The organism is Streptomyces sp. NPDC030165, from assembly GCF_055573595.1.
Map to the genome: position 1 here is coordinate 138,867 of NZ_JBVIBD010000011.1, position 24,150 is coordinate 163,016.

Annotated in this window: 21 protein-coding genes; 10 read left to right on the plus strand and 11 right to left on the minus strand. The window is 72.8% G+C overall.

Features of this window, described 5'->3' with window-relative positions; translation table 11 throughout:
- Positions 1–165 precede the first annotated feature (165 nt).
- Entirely contained in the window at positions 166–933 is a 768-nt protein-coding gene (locus tag ACZ4Z1_RS22030; RefSeq protein ID WP_468488292.1) for an SIR2 family NAD-dependent protein deacylase, read from the plus strand.
- Positions 934–1,086: 153 nt separating this feature from the next.
- The gene (locus ACZ4Z1_RS22035; RefSeq protein ID WP_468488293.1) at positions 1,087–2,154 is read left to right on the plus strand and encodes a lipoate--protein ligase family protein; all 1,068 of its coding nucleotides are present in this window, start codon (positions 1,087–1,089) and stop codon (positions 2,152–2,154) included.
- A gap of 66 nt (positions 2,155–2,220) precedes the next feature.
- On the opposite strand, the gene ACZ4Z1_RS22040 is transcribed toward ACZ4Z1_RS22035, so the two are convergent.
- The 4 genes from ACZ4Z1_RS22040 to hydA all read right to left on the minus strand — a co-directional run bounded on the left by ACZ4Z1_RS22040 (position 2,221) and on the right by hydA (position 6,670).
- Positions 2,221–2,922 carry a hypothetical protein gene (locus ACZ4Z1_RS22040; RefSeq protein ID WP_468488294.1) on the minus strand — a complete coding sequence of 234 codons (702 nt, stop codon included), beginning with the start codon at positions 2,920–2,922 and terminating at the stop codon, positions 2,221–2,223.
- Between the two features lie 197 nt (positions 2,923–3,119).
- Positions 3,120–4,226, minus strand: coding sequence for an NAD(P)/FAD-dependent oxidoreductase (locus ACZ4Z1_RS22045; protein ID WP_468488295.1), 1,107 nt, complete (start codon positions 4,224–4,226; stop codon positions 3,120–3,122).
- Between the two features lie 25 nt (positions 4,227–4,251).
- Positions 4,252–5,253, minus strand: coding sequence for a TIGR03842 family LLM class F420-dependent oxidoreductase (locus ACZ4Z1_RS22050; protein WP_468488296.1), 1,002 nt, complete (start codon positions 5,251–5,253; stop codon positions 4,252–4,254).
- Positions 5,254–5,263: 10 nt separating this feature from the next.
- Positions 5,264–6,670, minus strand: coding sequence for a dihydropyrimidinase (gene hydA / locus ACZ4Z1_RS22055; RefSeq protein WP_468488297.1), 1,407 nt, complete (start codon positions 6,668–6,670; stop codon positions 5,264–5,266).
- A gap of 342 nt (positions 6,671–7,012) precedes the next feature.
- Here hydA and ACZ4Z1_RS22060 point away from each other — a divergent pair, with 342 nt between their 5' ends.
- Positions 7,013–7,591: a TerD family protein gene (locus ACZ4Z1_RS22060; protein WP_468488298.1), complete on the plus strand. Its 579-nt coding sequence runs from the start codon at positions 7,013–7,015 to the stop codon at positions 7,589–7,591.
- 76 nt (positions 7,592–7,667) lie between these two features.
- Here ACZ4Z1_RS22060 and ACZ4Z1_RS22065 read toward each other — a convergent pair whose 3' ends face one another.
- Positions 7,668–8,249 carry a TerD family protein gene (locus ACZ4Z1_RS22065; RefSeq protein WP_468488299.1) on the minus strand — a complete coding sequence of 194 codons (582 nt, stop codon included), beginning with the start codon at positions 8,247–8,249 and terminating at the stop codon, positions 7,668–7,670.
- A 268-nt stretch (positions 8,250–8,517) separates the two neighbouring features.
- Positions 8,518–9,441 carry a helix-turn-helix domain-containing protein gene (locus ACZ4Z1_RS22070; protein WP_468488300.1) on the minus strand — a complete coding sequence of 308 codons (924 nt, stop codon included), beginning with the start codon at positions 9,439–9,441 and terminating at the stop codon, positions 8,518–8,520.
- A gap of 204 nt (positions 9,442–9,645) precedes the next feature.
- Between ACZ4Z1_RS22070 and ACZ4Z1_RS22075 the strand changes: the two genes are divergently transcribed.
- On the plus strand, positions 9,646–10,701 hold the full coding sequence (locus ACZ4Z1_RS22075; RefSeq protein WP_468488301.1) for an NAD(P)-dependent alcohol dehydrogenase: 1,056 nt from the start codon (positions 9,646–9,648) through the stop codon (positions 10,699–10,701).
- Positions 10,702–10,985: 284 nt separating this feature from the next.
- A complete protein-coding gene (locus ACZ4Z1_RS22080) occupies positions 10,986–11,189 on the plus strand; it encodes a cold-shock protein (protein ID WP_030020385.1) in 204 nt (67 codons plus the stop codon).
- 247 nt (positions 11,190–11,436) lie between these two features.
- On the opposite strand, the gene ACZ4Z1_RS22085 is transcribed toward ACZ4Z1_RS22080, so the two are convergent.
- The 3 genes from ACZ4Z1_RS22085 to ACZ4Z1_RS22095 form a co-directional block, all read right to left on the minus strand.
- Positions 11,437–12,780 carry an aspartate aminotransferase family protein gene (locus tag ACZ4Z1_RS22085; protein WP_468488302.1) on the minus strand — a complete coding sequence of 448 codons (1,344 nt, stop codon included), beginning with the start codon at positions 12,778–12,780 and terminating at the stop codon, positions 11,437–11,439.
- Positions 12,777–13,631, minus strand: coding sequence for a nitrilase-related carbon-nitrogen hydrolase (locus tag ACZ4Z1_RS22090; RefSeq protein WP_468488303.1), 855 nt, complete (start codon positions 13,629–13,631; stop codon positions 12,777–12,779). The genes ACZ4Z1_RS22085 and ACZ4Z1_RS22090 overlap by 4 nt, the downstream gene beginning before the upstream one ends.
- A gap of 148 nt (positions 13,632–13,779) precedes the next feature.
- On the minus strand, positions 13,780–15,243 hold the full coding sequence (locus ACZ4Z1_RS22095) for a hypothetical protein (protein ID WP_468488304.1): 1,464 nt from the start codon (positions 15,241–15,243) through the stop codon (positions 13,780–13,782).
- A gap of 350 nt (positions 15,244–15,593) precedes the next feature.
- On the opposite strand from ACZ4Z1_RS22095, the gene ACZ4Z1_RS22100 reads away from it, so the two are divergent.
- The 4 genes from ACZ4Z1_RS22100 (at position 15,594) to ACZ4Z1_RS22115 (ending at position 21,405) form a co-directional block, all read left to right on the plus strand.
- Positions 15,594–17,129 (plus strand): FAD-dependent oxidoreductase, encoded by a 1,536-nt coding sequence (locus tag ACZ4Z1_RS22100; protein ID WP_468488305.1) that lies wholly within the window; start codon positions 15,594–15,596, stop codon positions 17,127–17,129.
- A gap of 210 nt (positions 17,130–17,339) precedes the next feature.
- A complete protein-coding gene (locus ACZ4Z1_RS22105) occupies positions 17,340–18,539 on the plus strand; it encodes an AAA family ATPase (RefSeq protein ID WP_468488306.1) in 1,200 nt (399 codons plus the stop codon).
- A 12-nt stretch (positions 18,540–18,551) separates the two neighbouring features.
- Positions 18,552–20,171, plus strand: coding sequence for a VWA domain-containing protein (locus ACZ4Z1_RS22110; RefSeq protein ID WP_468488307.1), 1,620 nt, complete (start codon positions 18,552–18,554; stop codon positions 20,169–20,171).
- A 301-nt stretch (positions 20,172–20,472) separates the two neighbouring features.
- On the plus strand, positions 20,473–21,405 hold the full coding sequence (locus tag ACZ4Z1_RS22115; protein WP_468488308.1) for an MBL fold metallo-hydrolase: 933 nt from the start codon (positions 20,473–20,475) through the stop codon (positions 21,403–21,405).
- Here ACZ4Z1_RS22115 and ACZ4Z1_RS22120 read toward each other — a convergent pair.
- A complete protein-coding gene (locus ACZ4Z1_RS22120; RefSeq protein WP_468488309.1) occupies positions 21,387–22,187 on the minus strand; it encodes an MmyB family transcriptional regulator in 801 nt (266 codons plus the stop codon). The two genes, ACZ4Z1_RS22115 and ACZ4Z1_RS22120, sit on opposite strands and share 19 nt — an antisense overlap.
- A 333-nt stretch (positions 22,188–22,520) precedes the next feature.
- Between ACZ4Z1_RS22120 and ACZ4Z1_RS22125 the strand changes: the two genes are divergently transcribed.
- Complete coding sequence (locus tag ACZ4Z1_RS22125) at positions 22,521–23,225, plus strand: beta-ketoacyl-ACP reductase (RefSeq protein ID WP_468488310.1); 705 nt, start codon at positions 22,521–22,523, stop codon at positions 23,223–23,225.
- Between the two features lie 218 nt (positions 23,226–23,443).
- Here ACZ4Z1_RS22125 and ACZ4Z1_RS22130 read toward each other — a convergent pair whose 3' ends face one another.
- Positions 23,444–24,052 carry a hypothetical protein gene (locus tag ACZ4Z1_RS22130; RefSeq protein ID WP_468488311.1) on the minus strand — a complete coding sequence of 203 codons (609 nt, stop codon included), beginning with the start codon at positions 24,050–24,052 and terminating at the stop codon, positions 23,444–23,446.
- Between the last annotated feature and the right edge of the window lie 98 nt (positions 24,053–24,150).

Genomic DNA, 24,150 nt, shown 5'->3' on the forward strand with positions numbered 1-24,150 from the left:
GGTCTCCTCGCATCGTGCGGACGGTCGGGCGGTCTCTTTCCGCCCCTTCCCCCGTACCGCGTCCGGAAATGCCCGCCCCGGACCCCTTATTGATCACATTCGCCGGGCCGCGGGCACCCCGAAACCGGCTCGCCGCCCCGGCCGCTCCCTCCGTAGGCTCGTGGCATGACCACTACCGGCCCCGCCCGCCCCACCACCGACGACTCCTCCCGGCGCCCCCTGGTGGCCATCCTCAGCGGCGCCGGGATCTCCACCGACTCCGGCATCCCGGACTACCGCGGGCCCAAGGGGGTGTGGCGGCAGGATCCCGAGGCGGAGAAGCTCGTGACGTACGAGTACTACATGAACGACCCGGAGATCCGGCGCCGTGCCTGGCGGGTGCGACAGGACAGCCCGGCCCTGCGGGCCCGGCCCAACGCGGCCCACGAGGCGATCGCCCGGCTGGAGCGGTCCGGTGTACCGGTCCGGGTCATCACGCAGAACGTCGACGGGCTGCACCAGCTCTCGGGCGTCCCGGACCGCAAGGTCCTGGAACTGCACGGCACGGGCCGCTTCGTCGTCTGCACCCGCTGCCACGCCCGGTCGCCGATGTCCGAGGCCGTCGCACGAGTGGCCGCGGGCGACCCGGACCCGGCGTGCGCGGAGTGCGGCGGCATCCTGAAGTCGGCGACGGTGATGTTCGGTGAGCGGCTCGACCCTGAGGTGCTCGGTACGGCGATGAGCGTGGCCAAGGCCGCCGACGTTTTCATCGCGGTGGGAACGAGCCTTCAGGTGCAGCCCGCCGCCTCGCTGGCCGGGGTGGCCGCCGGGCACGGCGCCCGGCTGGTCATCGTGAACGCGGAGCCCACCCCGTACGACGACCTGGCCGCGGAAACGATTCGCGCCCCCATAGGCACCGCCCTCCCGGACCTCCTCGCCACCCTCATGCCCTGAGGAGCCCGGCCGTGGGACCGCCCCGTCCGGCGCCCTGGGGAGACGCCCTCGAAACCGCCCCCTTTGCCAGGAATGCCACCGGCGGCGCTACGGTTGACCCGGCTGCCGGCCGCCGGGCCGTGCGCCGGGAACAGAACAGCGGGAGGATGCGCCGTGCAGGGCAAGCACCACGGTGAGTACAAGGTGCCGGGCGGCAAGCTGGTGGTCGTCGATCTCGACGTGACGGGCGGGGTGCTGCGCGACGTACGGGTCGCGGGAGACTTCTTCCTGGAGCCGGACGAGGCGCTCGGCGCCATCAACGCGGCGCTGGAGGGCGCGCCCGCCGACACCGACGCGCGCGGGCTGGCCGCCCGGATCGAGGCGGCGCTGCCGTCCGGCGCGGTGCTGTTCGGCTTCACGGCGGAGGCGGTGGGCATCGCGGTACGCCGCGCGGTCGCGCAGGCCACCGACTGGACGGACTTCGACTGGCAGATCATCCACGAGGAGCCGCAACCGCCCGCGCTGCACATGGCACTGGACGAGGTACTGACCGCCGAGGTGGCCGCCGGACGGCGGCCACCGACGCTGCGGGTGTGGGAGTGGGACCGCCCGGCGGTCATCATCGGCAGCTTCCAGTCACTGGCCAACGAGGTGGACCCGCAGGGCGCCGCGCGGCACGGCGTGACGGTCGTACGGCGCATCAGCGGCGGCGGCGCGATGTTCGTCGAGCCGGGCAACACGATCACGTACTCCCTGTGCGTGCCCGCCTCGCTCGTACAAGGGCTGACCTTCGCCGAGAGCTACGCCTACCTGGACGACTGGGTGCTGACCGCCCTCGGCGACATGGGCATCAACGCCTGGTACAAGCCGCTCAACGACATCGCCACCGACGCCGGGAAGATCGCCGGTGCCGCGCAGAAGCGCATGGTGGCGGGCGACGGGGCGGTGCTGCACCACGTGACCATGTCGTACGACATCGACGCGGACAAGATGGTCGAGGTGCTGCGGATCGGCAAGGAGAAGCTGTCGGACAAGGGCACCCGCAGCGCGAAGAAGCGGGTGGACCCGCTGCGCCGGCAGACCGGGCTGCCGCGGGCCGAGGTCATCGAGCGGATGATCGGATCGTTCCGCGCGCGGTACGGCGGCAGCGAGGGCAAGGTCTCCGAGGAGGAGATGACGCGGGCTCAGGAGCTGGCGGGCGGGAAGTTCAGTTCGCCGGAGTGGACGGCTCGGGTGCCGTAGGACGCGCCGCCAGGCCCCACTGACACCTGCGCCGCCGGGGCTGCGTACGCCCGCGCCTCCCGCCCCCTACGCCGCCGTCCCCAGCCGGAAGCGGACTGCCACCTCGTCGGCGAGTTCGCCGGCCGGGCGGGTGCCGTCCATGGTGATCACCGTGTTGCCGTGGACAGCGGCCTGGCGGCGGACCTCGGCGTCCCACAGTTCGTCCCGGGCCAGCCGTTTGGCCAGGGTGGCTTCCGGCGCCCGGCTGCCCCAGCTGACCAGGGACCGCACCGGGACGCTGCGGCGGGCGCGCAGCGCCGCCATCCGGAACTCCGGTGTGGGGAGCAGGAAGACCGCCTGGTCGGGGCGGGTGAGCAGGGGCGCGATCTGGCGCGGCAGGTTGCCGAACCAGTCCACCAGGACGGGCCGGTCGGTGGGCATCGCGAGGAGGTCCTCGACCTCGAAGGCGAAGGTCTCGGCGACCACGCGCTGCGCGAAGCCGCACGCCTCGTCGGGGCTGCGGCTGTCCCACAGGGAGCCGGGCGGCTCGTCGCGGGCCGCGTGGAAGTGCGGGTGCTCCCGTGGGGAGCAGCGGGGCAGCCAGGTGTGCTGGGCCAGGTCGCCGCGGTAGATCACGGCGCCGTGGCGCCGGGCCAGGATTATCGCCAGTGTGCTCTTGCCCGCTCCGGTGCCGCCGGCGATCCACCGCACGTGGGAAAGCCGGCCGGCCGGAACCGTCGTCGTACGGACATCAGAACCGATGGGTGACTCCGTAGGGGGGCGCCTCATACGGTCCATGGTCCTCGCATCGGGCCTGCGGCTCCAAGGCCGCCCCGTATGGGGAGCATCAGGAGTGGGCAAAGAGTGGGATGGGACGGCTGAGTTGGTGCGCGCCCCCGCGCGCCGCCGCGCGTCCTGTGCGCCCCCGCCGGGACCGTGCGCCGGGTCGGCGCACCAAGTGGTGCCGCCCCGTGGCCGGCCTCGGGTCAGCGCACCGGGTCGTACGGCGTCAGGTCCAGCCCCGGGTCGCCGCCCGTCGCCAGCAGCGCGGCGATCCGCCCCGCCCACGGGCCGATGGTCAGTCCGGTCGGGCCGAGCCCGTCGGCGACGACCAGGCCGCCCAGTGGGGGGACCCGGCCGAGCAGCGGCCGGATGTCCGGGCCGACGGGGCGGAAGCCGACGCGGGTCTCCAGGTGGGTGGCGCCCGCCAGCCCGGGCGCGACGGCCAGGGCCTCGGTCAGCACCTCGGCCAGGCCCGCGGCCGTCACCCGGTGGTCGAACCCCGTGCCGGACTCCCGGGTGGCGCCCGCCACGATCCGCGAGCCGTCGAACGGGACGAGGTAGTGCCCGGTGGCGCGGGGCATGACGACGGGCCAGTGCCCGGTGTCCGCGCCGGGCAGGGAGAGGTGGACGATCTGGCCGCGCTGCGGTGCGACCCGTACGGTGACGCCCGCCGGCGCCAGCAGTTCCGGTGCCCAGGCCCCGGCCGCGACGACGACCGCGTCCGCGGCGATGTGCTCGCCGTCCACCTCGATGCCGGTGACGCGGTCCGCCGTACGCAGCAGCGCCGCGCGCCCGGTGCGCAGTCCGACGCCCCGCAGCCGCGCCTGGCGCAGCAGCGCGTCGCGCAGCCGGCCACCGTCGACGCGCGCGCCGGCGGCCATGTGTACGGCCCGGCAGCCGGTTCCGAGCGGCGGGAACAGCGCGCGCACCTCGGACTCGCCGAGCAGGTCCACCTCGCCGGTGTCCGTGGCGCCGCGCCGCCGTTCGAGCACCCGTCGGCGGATGCGGTACAGGTCCGCGTCGTCGGCGGCCAGGGCGAGCGCGCCGACGGCCCGGTACCCGAGGCCGCGCTCCCCCGCCTCGGCGAGTTCGGCGACCAGCCCGGGGTAGTACCGGGCTCCCTCCGCGGCGGCACGGAACCAGTCCGCGTCGTCGTGTGCGGAGGCCCAGGGGCAGACGATGCCCGCGCCGGCCGCGGTCGCCTCGCCCGGCTGGGCGCGCCCGGCCAGCACCACGTCCGCGCCGAGCCCGGCGGCGTGCCAGGCGGCACTCGCGCCGACGATGCCCGAACCGACCACGGCGACGCGCATGCCGCCCCCCTTCTTCTGCGGGCGGTCAGCCCGCCAGTTGCGGAATGATCCGTTCGCCGTACGCGTCGATCGTGGCGTCCTTCGCGTCGTGCATCGCGTACAGCGCGAACTGGTCCACGCCCAGCTCCCGCAGCCGGCGCAGCTTCTCCATCTGTGCCTCGGGCGGCCCGAGCAGGCAGAAGCGGTCCACGATCTCGTCCGGCACGAAGGCGGTGTCCGGGTTGCCCGAACGCCCGTGGTGGGCGTAGTCGTACCCCGCGCGCTCCTTGATGTACGCGGTGAGCGCCTCTGGCACCATGCCGGAGTGCTCGCCGTAGCGGCTGACCAGGTCCGCGACGTGGTTGCCGACCATGCCGCCGAACCAGCGGCACTGCTCGCGCGCGTGCGCGAGGTCGTCTCCGACGTACGCGGGCGCGGCGACGCAGATCTTCACGTCCGACGGGTCGCGGCCGGCCGCCGCGGCGGCGTCCCGGACCGCCTTGACCATCCATTCGGTCAGGAACGGGTCGGCGAGCTGGAGGATGAAGCCGTCCGCCAGCTCCCCGGTCATCTTCAGGGCCTTGGGCCCGTACGCGGCCATCCACACCGGCAGCCGCCCGTCGCGCACCCACGGGATGCGCAGTGCGTGGCCGCCCACGTCGGCCTCCCGGCCCTCCGCGAGGTCGCGGATGATCCGGATCGAGTCGCCGAGGCGGGCGAGGGTGTTGGGGGCGCGGCCGGCCACCCGCATCGCCGAGTCGCCGCGTCCGATGCCGCAGACGGTGCGGTTGCCGTACATGTCGTTGAGGGTGGCGAAGGTGGAGGCGGTGACCTCCGGGGTGCGGGTGGAGGGGTTGGTGACCATCGGGCCGACGATCAGGCGTTCGGTGTGTTCGAGGATGCGGCTGTAGATGACGAACGGCTCCTGCCACAGTACGGAGGAGTCGAAGGTCCAGCCGTAGCGGAAGCCTTGCTGCTCGGCGCGGCGCATGGTGGCGACGACGTCGGATGCGGGCGGGTCGGTCTGCAGGACGACTCCGAAGTCCATCTCGGCCTCCTCAGTTCAGGTACTGGCAGGTGCCGCGCGGGGTGTACTGGCCGTGGCCCGCGCGCCCGGTGTAACGCCGCTCGTCGATGACGGTCTCGCCGCGCGAGAGGACGGTCTCCACGCGGCCGGTGACGGTGCGCCCCTCGTACGCCGAGTAGTCGACGTTCATGTGGTGGGTGGCGGCCGAGATGACCTGCTCGGCGGCCGGGTCGTAGAGGACGATGTCCGCGTCCGAGCCGGGCGCGATGGTGCCCTTCTTCGGGTAGAGGCCGAACATCCGGGCCGGGGTGGCGCAGGCGATCTCGATCCAGCGGCGGCGGCTGATGTGCCCGTCCACGACGCCCTGGTGGAGCAGGTCCATGCGGTGTTCGACGCCCGGCATCCCGTTGGGGATCTTGGAGAAGTCGCCGCGGCCCAGCTCCTTCTGGCCCTTGAAGCAGAACGGGCAGTGGTCGGTGGAGACCACCTGGAGGTCGTTGGTGCGCAGCCCGCGCCAGAGCGCCGCCTGGTGCTCCTTCGGCCGCAGCGGTGTGCTGCACACGTACTTGGCGCCCTCGAAGTCCGGCTCGGCCAGGTTGTCGGTGGACAGGAAGAGGTACTGCGGGCAGGTCTCGCCGAACACGTTCAGGCCCTTGTCGCGGGCCTGCGCCAGCTCGGCGACGGCTTCCTCGGCCGAGACGTGCACGACGTACAGCGGCGCGCCGGCGACCCGGGCGAGCTGGATCGTACGGTGGGTGGCCTCGGCCTCCAGCAGTTCCCTGCGCACCTCGCCGTGGTAGCGCGGGTCGGTCCGGCCCTCGGCCAGAGCCTGTTCGACCAGGACGTCGATGGCGATGCCGTTCTCGGCGTGCATCATGACGAGTCCGCCGTTGCCCGCCGAACGCTGCATGGCGCGCAGGATCTGGCCGTCGTCGCTGTAGAAGACGCCGGGGTAGGCGGTGAACAGTTTGAAGGAGGTCACGCCCTCCTCGACCAGCAGGTCCAGCTCCTTGAGCGAGTGCTCGTCCACGTCGGAGAGGATCATGTGGAAGGCGTAGTCCACGGCGCACTGGGCGTCGGCCTTGGCGTGCCAGGTGTCCAGGCCCTCGCGCAGCGCCTGGCCGCGCGTCTGGACGGCGAAGTCCACGATCGTGGTCGTACCGCCCCAGGCCGCGGCCCGGGTGCCGGTCTCGAAGGTGTCGGAGGAGAACGTCCCGCCGAACGGGAAGTCCATGTGGGTGTGGGCGTCCACGCCGCCCGGGATGACGTACTTCCCGGTGGCGTCGATGGTGCGGTCGGCGCCCTCGGCCCAGCTCTCGGCGGTGGTCGTGCCGTGCGCGGCGAGGGCGGCGATCCTGCCGTCCTCGACCAGGACATCGGCATGGATCTCATCGGCGGCGGTGACGACCAGGCCGCCGCGGATGACTGTACGGGTCATGCTTCCGGCTCTCCCTTCCACACACCAGTGGTGCTCGGCGGCGCCGGAAGGGACACGGCCCGGCGCGCTCTGCCGTCCGGGCGGCCCGCACCGGGTGACGCCGCGTCATGGCCGGTCTACACCCGTAGAGCGCGGCCGTGCAGCAGACCGTAGAAGCATGTCACCCACCGTGGCAACACCATGACCGCGGTTCAGGGGGAACTGGTGGGCTGCCGGGCGCTGCCGCCGCTCTTATTTCATTGATTGCGCAACTCGGGAACCCTGCTGTGCTCCGCCGCGTTCCCCGGTGGGGGAAACGCGACACACCGGACCGCACGCACACGCAACAGGAGACACAGCACCATGGGCGTCAGCCTCAGCAAGGGCCAGAACGTCGTCCTCAACCAGGACGGCACTCCCCTCGCGGACGTCACCGTCGGCCTGGGCTGGGACGCCCGGCCCAGCGCCGGCGCCGACTTCGACCTGGACGCCTCGGCGGTCGTCTGCGGCACCGACCAACGCGTCCTGTCCGACGCGCACTTCGTCTTCTACAACAACCTCACCAGCCCGGACGGCGCGGTCCGGCACACCGGCGACAACCTCACCGGCGAGGGCGACGGCGACGACGAGCAGCTCCTCGTCGACCTGGACCGCCTCGGCGAGCAGACCGGCCAGGTCGTCTTCACCGTCTCCATCCACGACGCCGAACAGCGCGGCCAGAGCTTCGGCCAGGTCCAGGACGCGTACATCCGCGTCGTCGACAACCTGACGGGCCGCGAGATGTGCCGCTACGAGCTGTCGTACGACGCCGCGGGCGAGACGGCGATGGTCTTCGGCGCTCTCTACCGGCGCGGCGGCGAGTGGAAGTTCCGGGCCATCGGCCAGGGGTACGCGTCGGGGCTGGCCGGAATCGCCAAGGACTACGGCGTCAACGTCGGCTGACCGGCGGGACACCGGCCGGCGGCATACGGAAGGGCGCGCCCGCGCGGCGCGCCCTTCCGTATGCCCTCACCGGTCCTTACAGATGCGAGGCGATGGCCGGCATCAGGTCCTGGAAGGTGCGGCCGTTCGCGGGCTCGCCGATGGCGGCCATCTCCCAGCCGCCGCCGGAGCGGCGGACCTTGGCCATGATCTGCGCGGTGTACGAGCCGCCGCCGGTCAGGGTGTAGCGGGCCAGCTCCTGGCCGTTGGTCTCGTCGACCAGGCGGCAGAACGCGTTCTGCACCTCGGCGAAGGTCTGTCCGGTGAAGGAGTTCACCGTGAAGACGATCTGGTCGACACGGGCGGGCACCCGCTGGAGGTCGACGAGGATCGCCTCGTCGTCGCCGCCCTGCCCCGCGCCGCCCACCAGGTTGTCACCGGTGTGGCGTACGGAGCCGTCGTCGCTGACCAGGTGCTGGAAGAAGACGACGTCGACGGGCTCCTGGCCGGCGAAGAGCACGGCCGAGGCGTCCAGGTCGATCTCGCGGGCCATCAGCTTGGCGAGGAAGCCCTTGCGGGCGGCGGCCTGCCAGCCGAGTCCCATCCGTACGACGCTGAGCTCGCCTCCGCCGGACTTGCTCAGACTGATCTTCTGACCCTTGTCCAGGTTCACGGTCATGTGCTGTCACTCCTGCGTCGGGATGGCGTGCCTTGGGCAGGGCGGCGGCCGCCGCCACCGGCCGGGAACCGTAAATCTACAGCACTGTAGAGGTAATGGAGAAGTAAAGACTCGACGTGGGGCGGATGGAACAAGGACACCCGTCGGAACGTCACGGACAGCGGACACCGGGCGTCCGGCGCTTGGCGGGCCCCGCCGGAATGCTCACAGCGGGGCCCAGTCGTACGGTACCCAGCCGGGCGCCCGTACAACAGACCGCGTCGCCGTTTCACGGCATCGCGGACGTCCGTTCCGCCGAGTGCTCCGCGGGGCGGGCATCCGGCTCTTCCGCGAGGCGGGCCGCCGGCTCCGCCGCCTGTTCCGCCGCCTGTTCCGCCAGGCGGCGGAGCGCCCGTGCCGAGGCCGATCCGGGCTCGGCGTGGTACGTGACCAGCTGCTGGTCCGGGTCGGCCGGCAGGGCGAGCGTCTCGTACGCGAGCGACAGCGGCCCCACCACCGGGTGTGTCAGCCGCTTCCGGCCGAAGCCCTTGTCCTGGACGTCGTGCGCCGCCCAGATCCGCCGGAAATCGGCGCTCTCCGCGGACAGCTCACCGATCAGCGCGCACAGCTTCGGGTCGCCCGGGAACCGGCCGACGTCACGCCGCAGCTGGGCGACGACGTGCGACGCCTTCTCCTCCCAGTCGGCGTACAGCTCGCGCGTCGCCGGGGCGCGGAAGAGCTGCCAGGCCATGTTGCGCTCGTCCGGATGCATCGCGGCGAAGTCCCCGAGGAGCGCGCGGGCGAGCCGGTTCCAGCCGAGGATGTCCAGCCGCCGGCCGACCACGTACGCGGGGACACCGTCCATCGCGTCGATCAGGTCCTGGACGGCAGGACGCATCCGCTGCGGCCGGGGAGCGGGGCGCCGGCGCCGGGAAGCCGGCCTGACCAGGTGGGACAGGTGGGACCGCTCGGCCCGGGTGAGCCGCAGCACGTCCGAGATCGAGTCCAGCACCGCCGCGGAGACGTTCTGCCCCCGCCCTTGTTCGAGCCGTATGTAGTACGCCACGCTGACCCCCGCCAGCTGCGCCAGTTCCTCCCGCCGCAGGCCGGGCACCCTGCGCCGCCCGCCGTGGGGGGCCAGGCCGACGTCCTCGGGCTGGAGCCTGGCGCGGCGGGAGCGGAGGAATTCGCTCAGTTCGGTGCGCTGGTCCATCCCTGAATTATGACGCGCGCCGCCCGGGCGGCGGCGCCGAGGGCGGCCGGGCGCCGCTGCGGTACGCCGGGGGGCGCCGCACCGCCGTACGGCCAGGGGCGCTCGACGCCGTACGGCCAGGGTGGTCCTGCCGGTAGTAGGAACGCCGAGCGTAGGTTCAGCAGGGCACTGGTTGCCCCGAGCATGCAAGTGCAGGCTGGGGGCATGAACCGCACCTCTGTCCCCGCATACGCAGCACCCGCCCCGAAGGCTCCGCTGGAGCGCACCACCATCGAGCGCCGCGAGCTGGGCGCGCACGACATCCTCATCGACATCAAGTTCTCGGGCATCTGCCATTCCGACATCCACACCGTGCGGGCGGAGTGGGGCGACGGCGGGCACTTCCCCGTCGTGCCCGGCCACGAGATCGCGGGCGTGGTCAGCGAGGTCGGCCCCGAGGTGACCCGGTACGCGGTCGGCGACCGGGTCGGCGTCGGCTGCTTCGTCGACTCCTGCCGCGAGTGCGAGAACTGTCTGGCCGGTCTCCAGCAGTACTGCACCGGCGAGCTGGGCCAGGTCGGCACGTACAACGCCGTCGGCCGCGACGGCCTGCCCACCCAGGGCGGTTACTCCACCCACCTCGTCATCGACGAGAACTACGCGCTGCGCATTCCGGACAGCCTGCCGCTGGACGCCGCCGCGCCGCTGCTGTGCGCCGGCATCACGCTGTACTCGCCGCTGGCGCACTGGAAGGCCGGCCCCGGCAAGAAGGTCGCCGTCGTGGGTCTGGGCGGCCTCGGCCACATGGGCGTCAAGATCGCCCACGCGATGGGTGCCGAGGTCACCGTACTGAGCCAGTCGCTGCGCAAGCAGGAGGACGGCCTGCGGCTCGGCGCGGACCACTACTACGCCACGTCCGACCCGGCGACCTTCGAGAAGCTCGCGGACAGCTTCGACCTGATCGTCAACACCGTCTCCGCGCAGCTGGACCTCAACGCCTACCTGGGCCTGCTGCGCACCGACGGCACCCTCGTGCAGCTCGGCGTGCCGGAGCACCCGCTGCCGGTCGAGCCGTTCGCCCTGATCGGCAACCGCCGGTCGTTCGCCGGCTCGCTGATCGGCGGCCTCCAGGAGACCCAGGAGATGCTGGACTTCTGCGGTGAGCACGGCATCACCTCGGAGATCGAGGTGATCACCGCGGACCGGATCAACGAGGCGTACGAGCGGGTGCTCGCCAGCGACGTCCGCTACCGCTTCGTGATCGACACCGCGACGATCTGACGGTCACGGGCCCCCTGGGCCCCGCTTCCCGGGCCCGGGTTCCCCGGGTGCCGCCGCGCCGGCGACACCCGGGGATCACCGTCGGTACTGTCCCGGCGACAGGTTCCGTGCTACCGTCAAATCAGTTGCAGTTTTGGTACCCATAAACGTTATGTGCGCCTGACGGTATGTGACCGTCGGGCGCATTTTGTTTCTGCCGGTCACATCCGGATGGGCTCAATTGCGGCGACCCTGGAAACCGCGCAGTGCGGATTCCTCAACTGCCTCGATCGAAGGATAAAGACATGGCAACCGGCACCGTGAAGTGGTTCAACTCCGAAAAGGGCTTCGGCTTCATCGAGCAGGACGGCGGCGGCGCCGACGTCTTCGCCCACTACTCCAACATCCAGGCTCAGGGCTTCCGCGAGCTCGTCGAGGGCCAGAAGGTCAGCTTCGACGTCACGCAGGGCCAGAAGGGCCCGCAGGCGGAGAACATCGTTCTCGCCTGACGCAGACACCGACGCGACACCGCCGCGTACGGCCGTACGGTCCGACCGACCGCCGGCCGCGACGGCAGGACCGCGTAAGCCGCGAGCCGGAACATCACCCGAACGGGTAGGTTTCCGGCTCGCGTCTTTTTGCTCCGGCTTCCGCGCCCCTCTCCCTGCCGTTCTCCGAACGTTTTCCCGGCCTTCCTCCCCGCCGCCGCAGCGCCCGCGGAAGGTCGCGCACCGGGAATCGCCCAGGCCGGAGCCTTCAGCCGGACGGCAGCCCGCGCTCGGCCTCCCGCAGGGCCGCCGCGAGGATGCCGGCGCCTTCCGCCGCCTCCTCGGCGGTCAAGGACAGCGGGGGCGCGATCCGCAGGACGGCGCCCGTCGGACCGCCCTTGCCGATGAGCAGACCGCGCTCACGGGCGGCCTCCACGACGAGGTTCGCCGCCCTCGGTGCCGGTTCGCCGGTGGCCGGGTCGGCCAGTTCGACGCCGATCATCAGGCCGCGTCCGCGTACCTCCCGTACGGTCCCCAGCCCCTCCCCGGCCGCCCGCAGCCGCTCGATGAGCAGACCGCCGACGCGCCGGGCATTGCCCTGGAGGTCGTGTTCGAGCAGGTGGTTGAGGTTGGCCAGGGCCGCCGCCATGGTGACCGGGCTGCCGCCGAAGGTGGAGATGGAGTTCGCGCCGAGGCAGTTCATCACCTCCGCCCGGGCGACGACGCCGCCGACGGACATGCCGTTGCCGATGCCCTTGGCGAAGGTGAGCAGATCCGGCGGGCCGTTGCCGGCGTGCGCCTGCCAGCCCCAGAAGTGGTCGCCGGTCCGGCCCCAGCCGGTCTGCACCTCGTCGGAGATCCACAGGATGCCGTGCCGGTCCAGCACCTCGCGGAAGGCCGCGTAGAGCCCGTCGGGCGGCGCGGTGAAGCCGCCGACGCCCTGCACCGGCTCGGCGATCAGCGCGGCGACGTTCGCCGTCTGGCCGAGCATGTCCTCCAGGTCGGCGACGCAGGCGTCGATGTACGCGGCGTCGGACAGCCCGGCGAACGGGCCGCGGCTGCGCACGCCCCCGTGCACGTACAGCGTCTGGAGCGGTGAGAGGCCGGTCGGCGACCAGCCGGCGTTGCCGGTGATACCGACGGCCGAGAAGGACCGGCCGTGGTAGCTGTTGCGCATCGCCAGGATCTGGTTCGAGCGCCGGTACGCCGTCGCCAGCAGGAGCGCGGTGTCGTTGGCCTCCGTCCCGGAGGTGGTGAAGAAGACCCGGGCGTCGGGGATGCCGGAGAGCCCGGCGATCCGCTCCGCCAGGTCCACCATGGGGCGGGAGAGGTAGAGGGTCGAGGTGTGCAGGATGCGGCCGGCCTGCTCGGCGACCGCCTTGGTCACCTCCGGCAGCGCGTGGGCGGTCATGGTGGTGAGGATGCCGCCGAAGAAGTCCAGGTAGCGGTTGCCGTCCGCGTCCCAGACGTGGCGGCCCTCGCCGTGCGTCAGCTCGACGGGCCGCTCGTACAGCAGCGTGAGCCAGTCGGGCAGGACGGCGCGGTGCCGGGCGCGCAGGTCCGCGGCCGCCGCGGTCCCGGAGCCGCTCCGGGGCGGGTGCGGGGCCGTCACGGCCGGACCAGGCCCTCGTACGCGTCGGGGCGGCGGTCCCGGTAGAAGGCCCACTGCTGCCGCACCTCGTCGATCAGGCCGAAGTCCAGGTCGCGGACGACCAGCTCCTCCTTGGTGTCGCTGGCGACGTCGCCGACGAACTGACCGCGCGGGTCCACGAAGTAGCTCGTCCCGTAGAAGTCGTTGTCGCCGTACTCCTCCACGCCGACGCGGTTGATCGCCGCGACGAAGTACTCGTTCGCCACCGCGGCGGCGGGCTGTTCCAGCTGCCACAGGTAGGCGGACAGGCCGCGGGAGGTGGCGGAGGGGTTGTAGACGAGCTGGGCGCCGTTCAGGCCCAGCTGGCGCCAGCCCTCGGGGAAGTGGCGGTCGTAGCAGATGTAGACGCCGATCCGGCCCACCGCGGTGTCGAAGACCGGCCAGCCGAGGTTGCCCGGCTTGAAGTAGTACTTCTCCCAGAAGCCCTTGACCTGCGGGATGTGGTGCTTGCGGTAGGTGCCGAGCACGGTGCCGTCGGCGTCGATGACGGCGGCGGTGTTGTAGTAGAAGCCGGACTGCTCGACCTCGAAGACCGGCACCACGATCACCATGCCGGTCTCCCGGGCCAGTTCCTGCATCCGGCGCGTGGTGGGTCCGTCCGGCACCGGCTCGGCCCAGCGGTAGTGCTCCGGCTCCTGGACCTGGCAGAAGTACGGGGCGTTGAAGACCTCTTGGAAGCCGATCACCTGCGCGCCCTGCTCGGCCGCCGCCCTGGCGTGTTCCTCGTGCTTCGCGATCATCGAATCGGTGTCGCCGGTCCAGGACGCCTGAACCAGTGCGGCGCGTACGACGTTACGGACAACATCGGCCATGAGCTGCTCCTTCGTCGAGCCGTCGGCCACGGGCCATGCGGATCTACGCGTGTGGAGGCGACCGTAAGCCTCGTGCAGCGGCGAGGCAAGACCGTCACTCGGAGGGGCGGCGGACGGCGGGCCGCCCGGCGGGACGGACCGGGCCGGGTCAGCCGCCCGCGCCGCCGGCGCGCAGGGCATGGGTGATGTCGCGGTGGCGGTGCGGCGAGACACCGGCGGCCGCGTCCAGGAGCAGCGGGGTCAGCTCGTCCGGTGCGCTCACGGTCGCCTCCACCGCCTCCTCGGGCGTGCGGGCCCGGACCAGCGCCGCGAACAGCTCGCGGGCCTGGACCGGGCGGCCCGCGCCGAGCAGCGCCAGCGCCGTGTGCGCCACTTCCGCCACGGGGCGGGCGACGCCTTGGCGCAGCAGGCGCGCGCTCTCGGACGTGCGCCCGGCGGCGGCGAGCGCGTCGGCGGCAGCGGCGAGCCTGGCGGGCGGCAGGCAGGCCGCCTCCCAGAGCAGTGTCGGCACTTCCGCCACCAGCCCGGCACTCTCCAACTCACCTATGAGTAAGGGCAGTTGTGCTGGATGCGCATGCGCGGCGGCGCACAGCAGGGCGTGCGCCTCACCACCGCGCCCGGCCGCCCGCAACCGGGCCAGGCGGGCGGCGCTGGTGGGGCCGGCGGGGGTGCGAGAGGTGGAGGGAGCCGGGGGCGGGGCGGGCTCGTGGGGTGGCTGGGGTGTGCGGGGTGTGTGATGCGGTGGGGATCGGTGCGGCAGAGCCGGGGCGCCGGACGTACGGAATCCGCCGCGGCGGCCCCTCCGTACGCCATCGCCTGCGTCAGCGCCCTCATCATCGCCGGGGCCATCGGCCGGTCCGTCCTCGCCCAGGCCCGCGTAGCGCGCCCCGCGCGGTGCCGGGCGGGACGCCGCCGCGGGCTCCCCGGCGGGATTCCCTGTGGTGCTCCCGTCGGCGTACCCGCTCTCCTCCGGGACCTCCAGCCCGGCGAATCGGGCGCCCCTGGGCCGCCAGGTCTCCGGCGATGTCGTCGCTCCCGCGCCCTCCGCCGCCCCCACGTCCGTCGCGGGACCGGCCACATCGCCCGGGAACCGGTGGACCGCCGCCCGTTCGGCCAACGCGTCGATACGGACCTGGAGTTCGCGCGCCCGGGCCCCGGACCGTACATGGTCGTCACGGGCCCAGGCCAGTTCGCCGGTCAGCCGTTCCGTTTCGGGGCCGCCGGCGGCCGTCCTCAGCGCGGCGAGCAGTTCCCGGCCGCGCAGTGCCGCGTACTGCCGTTCGCGCAGCATCACGTCCAGCCGGTCCTCCAGGCGGGCGGGGGCGCCCGGCCGGGCGTCGTACGCCGCAACCGCCTCCTCGTGAAGCCGGCGCGCCCGTGGCCCGGCGGTGCGTACGGTGTGTTCACCGCGCCGTTCCGCGAGGTCGTGCAGCAGCGACTCCACCACGTCCCAGGGCGGTACGTCCCGCCCGTCCAGGCAGGCCCGCAGCCCTTCGGGGTCGCGGAGGGCGAAGACCCCGTACCACCCGGCCGTCTCGTCGAGCTGCCGGACCAGTGCGCGCAGGAACCGCGCGAACTCCTCCACCGGCGTGCCCGGTTGTTCCCCTGCCACGTTCCCCTCTCCCCTCCCCCGGCCCCGTACGCCCCGCCCGTCCCCACCTCACGCCCGACCCGCATTCGACACCAGCCGTGTTTCGGCCTGGATTACGGCCGTGCTACGGGTGGTTTTCACGGTCCTCCCGCTCGGGGCGGTACGGCCGCCCGCCGTCGTCGGTGGTCGGGCCAGGTCCGCGGACCTGGCTGAGACGCTGCGGTACGGCGACCGCGGCGAGCCCGGAGCGGGTGTCGGGCCGGTGTCGGCGCCCGGCGCGGACCCACTGCCCACCAGCTTTCCGCAGGCCCGTCCGGGGGAGCCGGGACGGGGCCGCGCTTCGGGCGGGCCCGGCGGGGCACCCGTGTCGCATGACCGACAACGAGGGACTGTCCGGCCTGGCCGAGTCGTACTGGATCGCCACCACGAGCAGCACGTCCTACCCGCCGCTCACCGAGGACTCCGAGACCGATGTGACGGTGATCGGCGGCGGGGTCGCCGGGCTGAGCACGGCCTGGGAGCTGGCCAGGACCGGCCGCCGGGTCGTGCTGCTGGAGGCGGACCGGATCGCGGCCGGGGTCACGGGCAGCACGACCGCCAAGCTCTCCGCGCTCCACACCCTGGTCTACGACCGGCTGCGCAGCACCCGCGGGCCCGAGGGCGCCCGCGACTACGCGCGGTCGCAGCAGGGCGCCGTCGAGCACGTCGTCGAGACAGCCGGGCTCCTCGGCGTCGACTGCGACCTGGAGCGCGGTCCCGCGTTCACCTACGTACGCGACCCGGAGAGCACCGGGCAGCTGCGCGCGGAGGCGGAGGCCGCCCGCGAGGCCGGGCTGACGGCCTCCTTCGTCACCGAGACCGGGCTGCCGTTCCCGGTGGCGGGCGCCGTGCGGGTCGAGGACCAGGCCCAGTTCCATCCGCGCAAGTACCTGCTCGCGCTGGCGGAGGACTTCCGCTCCCGTGGCGGCGTCATTCACGAGCGCACCCGCGCCACCGGCCTGCACGAGGGGTCCCCCTGCCGGGTGACGACGGAGTCGGGCCCCACCGTGACCTCGCAGGACGTCGTGGTGGCCACCCACTACCCGGTCTTCGACCGTGCCCTGCTGTTCACCCGCCTGTCGCCGCGTCGGGAGGTGGTGGTGGCCGCCCCGATCGACGCCGACCGGGACCCGGGCGGCATGTTCATCACACAGGAGGAGGGCAAGCGGTCCGTGCGCACCGCGCCGTACGGTGACGGGCGGCGGCTGCTCATCGTCACGGGCGAGACGTTCAAGCCGGGCACGGCCGACGCCGGCGAGAAGTTCGCGACACTGACCGCCTGGACGCACCGGCACTTCCCCGGCACGGAGGTGGCGTACCGGTGGGCGACCCAGGACAACGACGCCACCGACACCGTCCCGCTGATCGGCCCCTTCCACCCGGGCGCGCGGCACACCTACGTCGCCACCGGGTTCGGCGGCTGGGGCCTGAGCGGCGGTGTGGCCGCCGGACGCCTGCTGACCGGCCTGATCGCCGGGGACCCGCCGCCGTGGGCCGGGCTCTACGACCCGCGCCGGCTGTGGAGCGCCGTACGGGAGGCCCCCGCCTTCCTCAAACACCAGGCGGAGGTCGCCCGGCACTTCGTCGGCGACCGGCTGCGTACCTCGTACGCGGACTCGGTGGCGGACATCGCCCCCGGCACCGGCGCGGTCGTACGGGTGCGGGGCGGCCGCTGCGCGGTCTACCGCGACGAGGGCGGGACCACCCGCGCCGTGTCGGCGCGCTGCACCCACCTGGGCTGCCTGGTCGCCTTCAACACGGCGGAGAAGGCCTGGGAGTGCCCCTGCCACGGCTCCCGTTTCGCGCCGGACGGCTCGGTCCTGCAAGGTCCGGCCACCGAGCCCCTGGAACCGCGGGACGCGGAGTAAACAGGCGGGCCGGCCGAGGCCCCGGGAGGCCTCCTCGGTCTCCGCGTTGTCCTGCTCGGGCAAAGGTCCGTATCTTGCTCGGGCAAAGGTCCGTTTCCGGGAACAGCCCAGCGTCACCGCTGTCGCCCCCAGATGCCTGTCGCTTCGCGTAGCTCCGGGGGAAGGGCCGTCTCGTGAGCCCGGCAAGGCGCCGTGGGCAGGGAGTTGGGGATGGGTGCGGAGAACGTGCTGGACACGGCCGGCAGGCTACGGGCGATCAGCGACGAGCTGTCGGACCGCTTCTACGAGCGGGCCGACGTGGTACGGACGCTGGTGGTGACACTGTTGGCCGGGCAGCATTCGCTGGTGCTGGGGCCGCCCGGGACGGCGAAGTCCGAAATGGCGCGGGAACTCACGGGCCGGATCGAGGGGGCGGCCTACTGGGAGATCCTGCTGTCCAAATTCACCGCGCCGACGAGGATGTTCGGTCCCGTCGACGTCGCCGCGCTGGCCCGGGGCGAGTACCGCCAGGTCTACGACGGCCGCGCCACGACCGCGCACGTAGCGTTCATCGACGAGATCTTCAAGTGCTCCACGGCGGCGCTCAACGAGACGCTGGGCTATCTCAACGAGCGGATCTACCACCCGGAAAGCGGCGGCGAGCCGGTCCGCTGCCCTCTGATCGGTGCCATCACGGCGAGCAACGAACTGCCCGGCGGGGAGGATACGGCCGCGATCTACGACCGGCTGCTGGTGCGGATCGAGGTCGGGTACCTGGAAGACCCGTCGAACTTCGCCGCACTGGTCCGCTCCGCCGTCAGCCGCCCGGCGGCACCGGTCCGGACCACCGTCGAGCTGGCCGCGCTGCAGCACTCCGTGGCCGAAGGGGTTCCGGCCGTGGAGGTACCGGACGCGATCGTGGACGCGGTGTGCACGCTGCGGGCCGCCCTGCGCCGCAAGGAACTGATCGCCTCCGACCGCCGGTGGCGGCAGGCGGTGCGGCTGCTCCAGGCGTCCGCGTACCTCGACGGCCGCCCGGCGGTCGGCGAGATGGACCTCTCGGTGCTGACGCACGTGCTGTGGGACTCCCCCGCCGAGCGCCCGGCCGTCGAGCGCGAGGTACTGCAACTGGTCAACCCCGACGCCAAGGAAGCCCTCGACCTGGCCGACGCCCTCGCGGAGCTGGAGGCCCAGCTCGACGCGATGGCCGGGCAGTCCCGCGAGGCGCTGAGCGAGTGGGTCATCAAGAACGCCCACAACAAGCTCGCCAGGGCGGGCCAGCGGCTGGAGAAGCTGCGTGAGGAGGCGGCGGGCGCCGGCCGTTCCACCGCCGCCATCGACCGGGTCGCCGGCCGCCAGCGCGCCGTACGCGCCCGCGTCCTCACCGAGGCCCTCGGCGTGGACGCGAGCATGGTGCAGGCCCAGCTCTGAGGAGGCAGGACCATGGGCGGGACACCGAGCAGGCTGGACGGGCTGGCGAGCCGGGCCGGGGCGTGGCTGGGCCGGGCCGCGGCGGCTGCCGAGCAGCACACCACGGCCGTGGTCGCGGACCGGTTCGACCGGTTCACGTGGCGCGACACCTACGAGCAGTCGGCCGGGCTGCGCGAGCTGGCGGAGGAGCTGAGCGAGCACTACGCGTGCGCCGCCGACCTCCTGACCGACGTGTTCCTGGCCGCCTACAAGGTGGGCCCGCGGTTGCGTGAGCGCGCCGAGATGGCTCCGTCCCGGCTGGTCAACCACCAGGTCATCGCCTCGCTGGTGGAGTCACCTGAGTTCGCCGAGCTGCACCGGGAGACGGTCGGCGACCCGTACGCCGCCGCCATGGCCGTACTCGCCCAGGCCGCGGCCCTGCGCCGGATGCTGGACCGTTCCCGGGCCGCCCAGGCACAGGCCGACCAGGCGACGAAGGCCCGGCAGGACGCCGACGGCGCGGCGGCCGCGGTGGCCGAGGCGCTTCAGCAGGCCGCCGGAGGGGCCACCGAGGACGGCACCGTAGCGGGCCCGGACGCCGATGCCGTGCAACAGGCGGTGCAGGCTGCCGAAGCGGCCCAGGCCGCTGGTCAGCGGGCTGCCCGAGGCGCCGCGCAGGCCCTCGCGGCGGCGGCCCCCGGTGTCCGTGCCGCCGCGCGGAAGGCGGTGGTGCAGGCCGCCGGGACCGTACGGGAGGAGGCCGCGCTGATGCGGGCGTGGGGAGTCGGTTCCGGCGAGCTGGAGCGGCTGCCGTTCGACCAGCGGGCGCAGCTCGCGGAGCGGCTGCGTACCGGCCGTCTCGCCCGGTGGGCTGAGCTGATCGGCCGCTTCCGGCAGATGGCGAGCGGTGAGCGCGCCCGCAAGGTCGAGAACACGGCCGGGGAGCTGGTCGGCGTCACGCTCGGCGACGATCTCTCCCGCATCATCCCGTCCGAACTGGCCAATCTCGGTCTGCCCGAGTTGCGGGCGGTGTTCGCCGCGCGCTACGCCGCCGGGGAGCTGATGCTCTACGACAGTCAGGGGGAGCAGAGCACCGGCCAGGGCGCGATCATCGCGTGCATCGACACCTCGCACTCCATGTACGCGGAAGGGGCCGGCGGCGGCACCCGTGAGGCGTGGGCCAAGGCGTGCGCCCTGGCGCTGCTGGACCAGGCGCGCCATGCCGGGCGCGACTTCGTCGGCATCCTGTTCTCCGCCGCCGACAAGATCAAGGTTTTCCGCTTCCCGGCCGGTGAGCCCGCCGGCATCGGGCAGGTGATCGAGTTCGCGGAAACGTTCCTCGGCGGCGGCACCAGCTACCAGACGCCCCTGTCGGCAGCGCGCGAACTGCTGGAGGAGGAGTTCGACGACGCTGCCCGCAAACGCGGCGACATCGTGCTGCTCACCGACGACGAGTGCGAGGTCACCGAGGACTGGACGCGCGCCTGGAACGACGCCAAGCACCGGCTGGGCTTCCGCGTCTTCGGCGTGGCCATCGGCGCCCCGGCTGCCGCCGAGTCCGGCTCGGTCCTGGAGGCCCTGTGCGACAACCTGCGCTCCATCGAGGACCTCACCGACGTGCACGCCGCCGCCGACCTCTTCCGCGTGATCTGACCGGGCTGCGCGCGGGCCGGCCGGGTTCCGTATGACCTGACCGGGCTCCGCCACGGCGGCCCGCTCCCGGGCGCGCGGAGGGGTGAGACTGATCACCGTCGCTCGGGCCGGGCCCGACGCAGGGCGGCACTATCAGCCGTAACGCGAGCAATCAGCCATCTTGAGTGGGTGTTCCCGGCAAGCGGTGAGTAGATTGGCCCCTTGCGGAGCCGGGGTGTCCTCTTCCGTCGGGTCGGGGCGCACCGCAGGTCCGTACGCCGCGCCGCCGGCGGTAGCGCCCCCACGAGAGAATGGATCTTCCTTGAGCACGCCCCGCCTCGTCCCGCTGTCCCCGGCCACCTGGGCCTGGACGCACGACAGCACCGCCTGGGGTTACAGCAACTGCGGGCTCGTGGCGTCCGACGGCGAAGCGCTCCTGATGGACACTCAGTTCACGTTGCGGCACACCCGGGAGCTGCTGGACGCGATCGCCGCCGCCGTACCGGACGCGACGGTGACCACCGTGGTCAACAGCCACCAGAACGGTGACCACACCTGGGGCAACGAGCTGGTCGCGGACGCGGAGATCATCACGTCCGAGGCGTCCGCCGCGCACCTGTGCCAGGAGATGACCCCGGACATGCTGACGGCCCTGAGCCGCGGCGAGCCGTCCACCCCGGTCGCCGCCTACGCCGTCGAGCACTTCGGCGTCTTCGACTTCGGCGGCATCACCGTCACCCCGCCGACCAGGACCTTCACCGGCAGCCTGGACCTCACCGTCGGCCGCGCGGCGGTACGGCTGCTCGACCTCGGCCCCGGGCACAGCGCGGGCGACGTCGCCCTGCACGTCCCCGAGGACGGGGTGGTCTTCACCGGTGACGCCCTGTTCAACGGCGGCCACATGATCGTCTGGTCGGGCTCGCTCTCGTCCTGCGTCACCGCCTGCGACACGCTCCTGGCCACCGGCGCCACGACCTTCGTGCCCGGCCACGGCCGGATCACCGACCGGGCGGGCGTCACGGCCTTCCGCGACGGGCTGTCCCGGATCTTCGACACGGCCACCGCCCACGCCCGCAGGGGTACGGAGCTGGCCGAGGCGGCCCACCTGGTCAAGAAGGAGTACGCCGGCGGCCTGGCGCACCCCGAGCGGCTGTTCACCGCGGTCGCCGCGGCCTACCGGGAGGCAGGCGCGCAGAACGTCCCGTCCACCACGTTCGAGCTGGTCGAGGGCATGGCTCAGCTCGCCGCCACGTAGTCGCACGGCACCACCAGCATGAACCGCTGCGTACGGTCGCTGAGCGGCGCGAAGCAGCGGAAGGTCACCTCGAACTCCTCGTCGCCGTGGCCGGGCAGGTACAGCCAGCGCCGGTCACCGTCGGGGTGGGTGACGGTGGTGAGGTCGTCGGTGAGCAGCCGGGCCGCGACCCGGTCGCGCTCCTTGATCTCCTCGACGACCTCCGCCAGCCGGTGGTTCTCCGGCTGCTCGGCGGCGGCCAGCCGCAGCTGGGACGCCATCGGCTTGGCCCAGGACTCCTCCCAGTCGATCAGCTGGAGGCGGGCCTCGGGGTAGGTCAGCGCCCAGATCATGACGTTGACGCCGTGCTTCATCCACGGCCAGTCCTGCTCGCAGGCCGCGTTGTACAGCAGCACGTCCCACGCCGCGTCGGACAGGTACGCCGGCCAGGGCTGTACCTGGATGAGCGCGGACGTGGACGGGTCCACGGAGCCGGCCGGGCGGTACAGCGGCGGCGGCACCTGCCCCCGCGCGTAGACGAAGAGGGTGTGCCGCTGGGCCTCGTCGAGGTCGAGGATGCGCACGATGCGCTCCAGCCACTCGCTCTTCGGCCGTTCGATCCGGCCGGACTCCAGCCTGCGGTACCACCCTTCGGTGACGCCGGTGAGCGCCGCCATCTCTGCCTGGGTGATGCCGCGCCGGTCCCGGTGGCCGAATCTGGCGGTGAAACCGGGCACCTGATGGGGGTCCCGGCGGCCGCGCCAGTCGCGCAGGAAGTCACCGAGCCGGTGCTTACTGGACATTCGTCGCCAAACTCCCCGCGATTCGGTAAAGGGATCGAAAAGTTACGGCCGACTTTAGCCCGTTGCCGCTACGCACCGGACCCACCCCTCCCCGTCCCACTCCCTCCAGAAACCACCTCGAACCCTCCCACTCGCCTCATTTCCCTCTCCGGACCGGCACGCCGCCTACCGGAACTCCCGGTACCGGTCACCCCATGTGACCGGCACCGCAGGAGAACGGTCAGTCGGTTTGTGTCAGAGTGACTGACCGCGCGAGAACAGCCGCCCCGCGGGCGCACCGCGACCGCGCCACCGGCAGGAGCCGGGCGACACCAGCAGCAACCGAGAGGTCCCATGAGCCGCAGCGTCTTCATCACCGGTGGCAACCGGGGTATCGGCCTGGCGATCGCGGAAGCCATGGCCGCCGACGGGGACAAGGTCGCCGTCACGTACCGCTCGGGCGAGCCGCCCGCCGGCGTCCTGGGCGTGAAGTGCGACATCACCGACCCGGAGCAGGTCGAAGCGGCGTTCCGGCGGATCGAGGAGGCGCACGGCCCGGTCGAGGTCCTGGTGGCCAACGCCGGCATCACCCGTGACTCCCTGCTGATGCGGATGTCCGAGGACGACTTCGACGACGTCGTGACGACCAACCTCACGGCCGCGTACCGGCTGGCCAAGCGCGCCACCCGCGGCATGCTGCGCGCCCGCAAGGGCCGCATGATCTTCGTCGGTTCGACCGTCGGCCTGCGCGGCGAAGCCGGCCAGGCGAACTACGCGGCGGCCAAGGCCGGACTGGTCGGCCTGGCCCGCTCCCTCGCCCGCGAACTGGGCTCGCGCAACATCACCGCCAACGTGGTCGCCCCTGGCCTCACCCGGACCGACATGACCGCGGCGCTCCCCCGGGAACGCCTGGACGCCATGGTCGAGCAGATCCCCCTCGGCAGGATGGCCCGCCCCGAGGACATCGCCGCGGCGGTGCGCTGGCTGGCCGGCGACGGCGCCTCGTACATCACCGGGGCCGTCGTCCCGGTGGACGGCGGCGCCGGCATGGGCCACTGAGCCCCACGGCAGCCGCACACTTTCGACCACACGCCCGCGCCCTCCCCGGCGCGGGCCGACAGACCCACCCCCACGAGGGGCGGTGCCGTGAGTGCTTGGACGGGGGTCAGGCGCTCACGCACCGGGGGGAGGAGGGGAGCCTGTGAGACGCCGGTCGCCGGCGTCTCACAGGCACAGCGCGCACGGCCACGAACGGCGGGCACGGCGCGCGGGCGGGTTCAGTGACCGCCCCGGGGCTCCGCACAGCCGCCCTCCATGTACGCGCCGTGCGCCTCGACTTCGAGGGGCGGTCCCAGGCGGCCGGTGACGCACGGCCCCGCCGGGAGGCTCAGCGTGAAACCGAGGGAGCCGCCCGAGCGGTACACGTCGGTGCCGTCCTTCGGGTAGGCGAGCCGCGCGAGCAGCGCCGCGAGGTCATCCTCGTTCCGTACACCGGCCGGTCCGGCCTTCTTCAGGGCCTCGGTGACGCGTCCGGCGTGCGCGGCGCCCCGGCAGCGGCGGTCCGGCGTGAGTGGCGCCGTCCTCTTGTACGCGTGGTTGTCCGCGTACCGCGAAGCCTCGGGGCCCAGGGACGCGCCGCCCGACGGCTCACCCGCCGGACGGCTGGTGGGAGAGCCCGCACAACGGGTGGCGACATCGCGGAACAGGCGGTCGTGCAGCGCGCGGTCGGCCTTCGCCTGCTTCTCGGGGTCCGGTGTCCTGGGCGGGGACGCCGCAGGAGCCGTGTCACCGGCTCCGGCACCGGCGGCGGTGACGTGTTCGGTGCCGCAACCGGTCAGCGTCAGCAGCGCGGCGGCGGCTGCTACTGCCGCGGCCGGACGTTTCACAGGGCACTCCGATACGGCTCGGACACGGTGGACAGGGACAGATTGTGCGCCATCCCCGCCGGGGTGGTCATGAGTACGCGTACTCATAGGGACGGTTC